Here is a 7,881-nt window from a genome sequence, read left to right on the forward strand (position 1 = left end):
CAGCGAACCGCAAGTGTCGAATGCGAGGACGCCTCCTCATGGCGAGTGCCGTTCCACATGCTGCGTCACGTGATGGACATCTGAGCAACGGGGCTGCTCGGACAGATACGATTTGGCAGACTCACCCGATGGGTGAAGCTAAACGCAAACGACAACAGGCCCTGGCGCGGGGCGACGAGCACGTCAACCCGGCGCAGGTGGTGGACACGTTGGGTGGGCGCATGCACGTGCACTGGGACGAAGGTGCGGCGGTCACGCCGCACGGCCAGTTGGTCTTCTTCGCGGAGTTCCTGGCGGCCACGGGCGAATTCGATCGCTGGGTGTCGGCCTGCCCCCTGGAGTACCGCAGTGGCAATGCGCCAGACAAGCGCGACGTGCTGGGCACCCTGATGCTGGGCTTGCTGGCAGGCCATCGCCGCTATGCCCACATCACTGCCTTGCGCGGCGACGCTGTGGCCGCTCAGTGCCTGGGCATGAACAAAGTCGTCAGCGAAGACGCGCTGCGCCGGGCGCTGGAGCGCATTGACGAAGGGGCCAGTGCCGCGTGGATGCGCCCTGCGCTGATGCACTCCGTGCGCGAGGCACTGGACAAGCCTTGGGTGCTGGACATCGACGCCAGCATCAAGCCGCTGTATGGACGCCAGGAGGGTGCCGAGTTGGGCTACAACCCGAGCAAGCCCGCGCGACCCAGCCACGTACTGCACACCTTCTGGGTGGGCAACTTGCGCCTGGTGCTGGATGTGCAGGTCAGCTCGGGCAAGCAGCACACCAGCGCCCATGCCAAAGCCGCCTTGGGGCGGCTGCTGGATGAGCTGGGCGATGAACGTCTTGGCAACCGTCGCCCGGCGCTCGTGCGGGGCGACTCGGGCTACGGCAACGAGGCCATCCTGCTGGAGTTGGAGAGTCGCTCGCAACCCTACCTGCTGCGCCTGAGGCAGACCAGGAACGTGCAGCGCCTGCTGAGGCGCCTGTTCGAGCGCCAGGGCTGGAGCCGGCCCGACCACCAGGGCTGCCAGATGATCGAAGACCAACTGCAATTGCACGGCTGGAGCAAGAAGCGCCGCGTGGTGATCGTGCGCCAGCGCATCCGCGGGGGTATCGCCCGGGAGCGGCGCGTAGACGATGGCAAGGGTGGCCGGCAACTGCGTCTGGACCTGGCCAGCCCCAGCGTGCATGACGGTGAGCGCCTGTGGGAGTACGCGGTGCTGGTGACCGACGTGGCGTACCCGATCGAAGCCATCGGGCAACTCTACCGGGACCGTGCCGACTGCGAGAACGGTTTCGACGAGTTGAAGAACCAGTGGGGCTTCACCACGCAGGACATCAACCGCTGCCAGACCACGGCACGGGCCTGCGCACTGGTCTACAACTGGTGGAGCTGGTACTGCCGCGCGGCCAAGCCGGGCGCGCGCATGGAGGCGATCACGAGCCGCCCGCTGATGCTCGCGGCGGTGGGCAAGGCGGCCAGCCATGCGGGGCGAACGACGCTGTATCTGACGCTGCTGCATGGCAAGGCGCATATCCTCAAACCGCTGATCGCCAATATCCGTGCGGCCTTGGCCCATGTCAGGGCTACTGCGGAGCAGTTCAGAACGCAGGACCCATGGGCGGCGATGCTGCGCTACATCAGCCACCGCATCGCACCCACCATCGGCCCCTTCAGGCCTCCGAATAGGCTCCCGGGGACTGGGTAACCGCCGGATTTAGGATCAAAGGACCATGTCGCAACATTGATCGATACGACACGCGACCTACACTGGTTCGCGGTGCTTTTCATGAAAAAACACATTCCGTGTCCAATTCCTCCGAACCCGGGCCTCGATCCCTCGCCCTCGAGCAACTCTTCGCCGATGACGAGCTGATCCGTCGCGGTAACGCGGTGGTTCGCGCGGCACAAGAACGCGGTCTTACTCTTGACAAAATCAGGGCGGAAGCCAACGCGGCCTGGCCGAGTATCAATGCCGAGTTGCTGGCGGAACGCGCCGCGGCGTTGCCCGAGATGCTCGAGTGGGCCGGCTTGAACAACGATGAGCTGGCGTGCCTCGCGCGGTGGCTGCGCAAGCCTGACACGATGCCGCTGGACATCGAAACGAGCGGCGCCATCGCCGGCACGCTGCACCGGATGCGATCGGATGGCTACGACCCCACGCGGGTGCACGCCTTTATCGGGCGGGTGGCGAAGGAACGCCGATGTGAGTAGGCAGTATGTCAAAGGCCGCATTGCCGATTGGGGGAAGCCAGCTCGGCACCCTGCGATCCTGCCATTGCTGGCACCGGGAGGCAAAACGCCAGGAGAGCAAGGCACAGGGCGTCGAGCCAATGCGCTGAAGGGCTCAAGTTGATCTCCAGTTTCCAAGACTTACTTCATCGGCGCCAAGCCCCAGATGCGATCGCCGTACTCCCGGATCGCCCGATCGGAAGAAAACTTGCCGGAGCGTGCCGTGTTAAGGATCGACATGCGGGTCCACGTTGCCGGATCCTGCCAGGCGGCGTCCACACGTGCCTGGCATGCCACATAGTCGGCGTAGTCTGCAAGCGCCAGGAAGTGGTCCCATTGCGTCAGGTTCTCCACCAGTGGGCGGAACACATCGCTTTGACCGCGCAAAAAATGCCCGGAGGCGATGAGCTCCAGCGCCTCGCGCAATTCGTCGTTCGCAGTCACGTGGTCTGCCGGGCGATAGCCCTCGCGCTGGAGGCGCTCCACATCTTGCGCATGCAGGCCGAAGAGGAAGAAGTTCTCCGCGCCCGCCTCCTCGCGGATCTCGACATTGGCCCCGTCCAGCGTACCGATGGTCAGCACGCCGTTCATCATGAACTTCATGTTGCCCGTGCCCGATGCCTCCTTGCCTGCGGTTGAGATCTGCTCGGACAGATCCGCGGCCGGATAGATATGGTGCGCGCTCTTGACGTTGAAGTTCGGGAAGAAGACCACCTTCAGTCGCCCTTCCATCGCCGGATCGTTGTTGACGACTTCGGCGATGCCATTGATGAGGCGAATGATGAGCTTGGCCATCGCGTAGCCGGGCGCCGCCTTGCCTCCGAAGACAAAGCACCGCGGCGCGAGGGCGAGCTGCGGTTCTCGGCGCAGGCGCTGGTACAAGGCAACGATGTACAGCGCGTTCAGGTGCTGTCGCTTGTATTCGTGTATGCGCTTGACCTGGATGTCGAAGAGCGCCCTGGGGTCGACGGCGACGCCGGTGGCACTGTGGATGTGCTTCGCCAGCGCCTCCTTGTTCGCGTTCTTGATTGCCCGCCAACGCTGCTGAAACGCTTCGTCGTCAGCGTGGGCTTCCAGCCCCCTCAGGCGCGTGAGGTCCGCGATCCAACCCTCGCCCACGGTCTGGTCGAGCAACCGAGCGAGGCCGGGGTTGCACAGCGCCAGGAAGCGACGCGGCGTGACGCCGTTGGTGACGTTGTGAAAGCGCTCCGGCCACAGCTCGGCGAAGTCCCGTAGCACAGTCTCCCGCAGCAGTGTCGAGTGCAGCGCGGCGACGCCGTTGATGGCATGGCTGCCAACGGTCGCCAAGTGCGCCATGCGGATGCGCCGATCGCCGGACTCGTCGATCAGCGACATCCTGGACACGCGCGATTCGTCGCCGGGATGGCGCTGGCGGACTTCATCCAGAAAGCGGCGGTTAATCTCGTAGATGATCTCGAGAGGTCGCGGCAGAAGGCCCCGGAAAAGTGGAAGCCCCCATGTCTCGAGCGCCTCGGGCAGCAGCGTGTGGTTTGTATAGGCCAGGGCGCGTTGGGTGATGTCCCACGCCTGCCCCCACTGTAGCCCGCACTCGTCCAGAAGCAAGCGCATGAGCTCCGCGACCGCGATCGAGGGATGGGTGTCGTTGAGCTGTGCCACGAACACGTCGGCGAAGCGCTCGATCGGCTCACCCTTCTGTTGAAGAAGGCGCAGCATGTCCTGCAGCGAGCAGGACACGAAGAAGTACTGCTGTGCCAGTCGCAGGCGCTTGCCCATCTCGGGCTCGTCGTTCGGATAGAGCACCTTGGACAGCGTCTCGGAGACCACCTTTTGCTCCACCGCGCCGTAGTAATCGCCGACGTTGAAGTCCGCCAGGTCAAAGGATTCGACCGCCTCACTCCTCCACAGCCGCAGGGTGTTGCAGGTCTCGACGCGATAGCCCTGCACCGGCGTGTCGCAGGCCACGCCCTTGACCTGGTTGGCCGCGATCCAACGCACGCGAAATCGACCCTCTGCGTCGGTCTCGGAGTGGGTGTGTCCACCGAAATTCACGTAGTAGGCCACTTCCGGGCGCACGATCTCCCAAGGGTTGCCCTTCTGCAACCACTTGTCGGTCTCTTCGACCTGCCAGCCATCGCGGATCGCCTGCCGAAAGATGCCGAACTCGTAGCGTATGCCATAGCCTATGGCCGGCATCTCGAGCGTCGCCAGCGAATCCAGATAGCAAGCTGCCAGCCGGCCGAGACCGCCGTTGCCCAGCCCCGGCTCCTCCTCCAGCGCCATCACTGCATCCAGATCCTGGCCGAGCGCCAGCATGGCCTCGCGCGCATCCGCCTCGATGCCGAGGTTGACCAGGTTGTTGCCAAGCTGCGGCCCGATCAGAAACTCGGCCGACAGGTAGCAGGCGATCCGCACGTCCCGTGCGGCATAGGACTGCACCGTCTCGACCCAGCGCACGAGCAGCCGGTCACGCACGCTGTAGGCCAGTGCCATGTACCAGTCGTGCGGAGTGGCGATGGCCGGGTAGCGGGCCTGCAGGGAGACAAGGTTTTCCAGCACGTCGCGCTGCAGCGACTCGGAGTCCAACCCGTGCCGACTGGCTTCGGCGGCGCGGGGCGCGAGGGTCGTCGGATTGGTGGCCATCGTTTTTCAGGCCTCAGCCCGGCCAGACCCAATTGGCGATCTCGGCGGTGTCGGTGCCTTGGGTGTGGGCATAACGCAGGTTTTCGATGATGGCGTTCTTCATGTCTTCCCGAAGATGCGCGGCCCTGCCTTGCATGCGCGGTACGCGGTCGAGGACATCGATCACGAGGTTGAAGCGGTCGACCTGGTTGAGGATGGCGAGCTCCATCGGCGTGTTGATGTTGCCTTTTTCCTTGTAGCCACGCACATGCAGCTGCTCGTGGTTGCAAAAGCGGTAGGCGAGCTTGTGTATCAGCCAGGGGTAGCCGTGGAAGTTGAAGATCACGGGCCTGTCGCGCGTGAAAAGGCTGTCGAACTCGCGCTCGGTCGAACCATGCGGATGTTCGCTGGCGGGCTGCATTTTGAACAGGTCCACCACGTTCACGAAGCGCAGCTTGAGGTCGGGCAGGCGTTCCCGCAGGATCGCCGTTGCCGCCAGCGCCTCCTGGGTCGCGACATCGCCGCACGAGGCCATCACCACGTCCGGCTCTTCGCCCTCGTCGCTGCTCGCGCGCCGCCAGATTCCCATGCCCTTGGCACAGTGCGCAATGGCCTCGTCGATGGTCATGAACTGCAGGTGCTTCTGCTTGTCGGCCACGATCACGTTGATGCAATCGATGGAGCGCAGACATGCGTCGGCCACCACGAGCAGCGTGTTGGCGTCCGGCGGCAGGTAGACGCGCGTGACTGACGGGCTCTTGTTGGTCACCAGGTCGATGAACCCCGGATCCTGGTGCGAGAAGCCGTTGTGATCCTGGCGCCAGACGGTCGACGACAGCAGGATGTTCTCCGACGCCACGGACGCGCGCCACGGTACATGGTTCTTGCAGATGTCCAGCCACTTCGCGTGCTGGTTGAACATCGAGTCCACGACGTGGGCGAAGGCCTCGTAAGTGTGGAAGAAGCCATGGCGGCCCGACAGCAGATAGCCTTCGAGCCAGCCCATCAGGGTGTGTTCGGACAACATTTCCATCACGCGCCCGTCGCGGGCGAGTTCCCCGCCGTCCGCGTCCTCGGGCAGCAGGTCGGCCATCCAAACCTTCTTGCTGACCTCGTAGACCGCCTGCAGGCGATTGGACGCGGTCTCGTCGGGCCCGAACACCCGGAAGCTGCTCATGTTGTTGCGCATGGTGTCGCGCAGGAACTCGCCCAGTGGCCGTGTGTTCTCGTGCAGCACCTTGCCGGCCTGGTCCACGTCCACCGCATAGTCGCGGAAATCCGGAAGCCTCAGCTCCCGGCGCAACAGCCCGCCATTTGCAATCGGGTTGGCGCTGATGCGCCGCGGCCCGGAGGGCGCCAGGGCCCTGAGCTCGGGGACCAACCGGCCGCCGGCATCGAACAATTCTTCTGGCTTGTAGCTGCGCATCCAGCTCTCGAGGAGTTCGAGGCTCGCGGGGTTCTCGCGGACGTCGGAGAAGGGCACCTGGTGCGACCGCCAGGAGCCCTCGACCTTGTGGCCCCGGATTTCCTTTGGCCCGCTCCAGCCCTTCGGCGTGCGCAGCACGATCATCGGCCAGCGCGGCCGATCGGCATGGCCGCTCACGCGCGCCTTCTCCTGGGCCTCGCGGATTTCGGCAAAGACTGCATCGAGGGTGCTGGCCATCTTCTGGTGCATCTCGGCCGGGTCCGATCCCTCGACGAAATACGGCTTGTAGCCATAGCCCACGAATAGCGCCTCCAGTTCCTCGTGGCTGATGCGCGCGAGGATGGTCGGGTTGGCAATCTTGTAGCCGTTCAGATTGAGGATGGGCAGTACGGCGCCGTCGCGCACCGGATTGATGAACTTGTTCGAATGCCAGGCCGTGGCGAGCGGCCCGGTTTCCGCCTCGCCGTCGCCGATCACGCAGGCGACGACAAGGTCGGGGTTGTCGAGCGCGGCGCCATAGGCATGCGAGATGCTGTAGCCCAGCTCACCGCCTTCGTGGATCGAACCGGGTGTCTCGGGCGTGACGTGCGAACCGATGTGGCCCGGGAACGAGAACTGCTTGAAGAATTTCCCCATGCCCTCGGCGTCCTCGCTCTTGTCCGGGTACACCTCGGAGTAGGTTCCCTCCAGGTAGGCGGGGCCAAGCACGCCCGGGGCGCCATGCCCCGGCCCGGCCATGAAGATCACGTTCTGATCGTCGCGCTGTATCACCCGGTTCAGATGCGCCCACACGAATGAAAGGGCCGGGCTCGCGCCCCAGTGCCCGAGCAAGCGATGCTTCACGTGCTCCACCTTCAGTGGCTCGCGGAGCAAGGGGTTGTCCCGCAGATAAATCATCCCGACTGAAAGATAGTTGCACGCACGCCACCAGGCGTCGATGCGTCGCAGTTCCTCCTTGTCCAGCGGAACGTGCTGCGAGGCGGGCGAAGGAGGTTGCCGGGTCATGCTGCGTCTCCTGTCGTGCAGCAGCGGGAGGAGCAGGAGGCCACCCGGAGCGCTGCGTGCGTCGGCGCTCTCCGGGCTGGTCGGGCCGCCGCGCGCCGTTCGGCGGCCTCCGGGCAATTCGGAAATTTCGAGGGTGGCGAGCTTACTCCTTCACCGATGCACGAGGCTAGTCCGCCCGGCGGCCGGAAAACCAGCATTCCGCGTAGCAGCAGCGTTCACCGGGGCGGTGGACGGCATAGGCGCGGGTGCAGCGTGTGTTCGTCGAACGCCAAGCGTTGATGTCCCAGCAAGTGGTGTAAGTCTTCTTTCACTCGCTGCACGGCAAGGCGCGTAGGGCGTAGCCCGAAGCGGCTTGCCGTGCAGCGGCCGCGCTCTTCGGGGGGTGGTCATCGTGAAGTCCGGATAAGTTTGAGGTGCGACCGACCAAACCTGTCTTGAAGGAAATCACAATGACCAACGCCACTATGGCATTAGATGCTATGTAGGACTACCCGACCGAGACCCGTTTAGATAAAAGCGGATTTCCCTCAACCTCGTAACAAAGGAGATGGAAATGTCGACAACCTCAGCAGTCCAACAAACCGAGAAGACGGCAGTCCAAGGCGATCTGTACATCAGCTTCGAGCTAGGC

Annotated in this window: 4 protein-coding genes; 2 read left to right on the top strand and 2 right to left on the bottom strand. The window is 64.2% G+C overall.

Translation table 11 applies throughout. From position 1 onward, the window contains the following. Positions 1 to 128 precede the first annotated feature (128 nt). Positions 129 to 1,694, top strand: a complete 1,566-nt coding sequence (locus tag WKW82_RS39820) for a transposase (protein ID WP_340348732.1) — start codon at positions 129 to 131, stop codon at positions 1,692 to 1,694. A 98-nt stretch (positions 1,695 to 1,792) separates the two neighbouring features. After that, positions 1,793 to 2,200, top strand: coding sequence for a hypothetical protein (locus tag WKW82_RS39825; protein WP_340348733.1), 408 nt, complete (start codon positions 1,793 to 1,795; stop codon positions 2,198 to 2,200). Between the two features lie 159 nt (positions 2,201 to 2,359). On the opposite strand, the gene WKW82_RS39830 is transcribed toward WKW82_RS39825, so the two are convergent. Together WKW82_RS39830 and WKW82_RS39835 are read right to left on the bottom strand one after the other, a co-directional pair. Then, positions 2,360 to 4,840: a glycogen/starch/alpha-glucan phosphorylase gene (locus tag WKW82_RS39830; protein WP_340348734.1), complete on the bottom strand. Its 2,481-nt coding sequence runs from the start codon at positions 4,838 to 4,840 to the stop codon at positions 2,360 to 2,362. A 13-nt stretch (positions 4,841 to 4,853) separates the two neighbouring features. Next, the gene (locus tag WKW82_RS39835; protein WP_340348735.1) at positions 4,854 to 7,250 is read right to left on the bottom strand and encodes a phosphoketolase family protein; all 2,397 of its coding nucleotides are present in this window, start codon (positions 7,248 to 7,250) and stop codon (positions 4,854 to 4,856) included. Positions 7,251 to 7,881 lie beyond the last annotated feature (631 nt).

It is taken from the genome of Variovorax rhizosphaerae, from assembly GCF_037889975.1.
In the GTDB taxonomy this organism is placed as follows: domain Bacteria; phylum Pseudomonadota; class Gammaproteobacteria; order Burkholderiales; family Burkholderiaceae_C; genus Variovorax; species Variovorax rhizosphaerae.

What these genes read in the sequence shown, in the direction of transcription:
- WKW82_RS39835 (WP_340348735.1), bottom strand. Translation starts at nt 7,250, where the DNA reads ATGACCCGGCAACCTCCTTCGCCCGCCTCGCAGCACGTTCCGCTGGAC.
- WKW82_RS39830 (WP_340348734.1), bottom strand. Translation starts at nt 4,840, where the DNA reads ATGGCCACCAATCCGACGACCCTCGCGCCCCGCGCCGCCGAAGCCAGT.
- WKW82_RS39820 (WP_340348732.1), top strand. Translation starts at nt 129, where the DNA reads ATGGGTGAAGCTAAACGCAAACGACAACAGGCCCTGGCGCGGGGCGAC.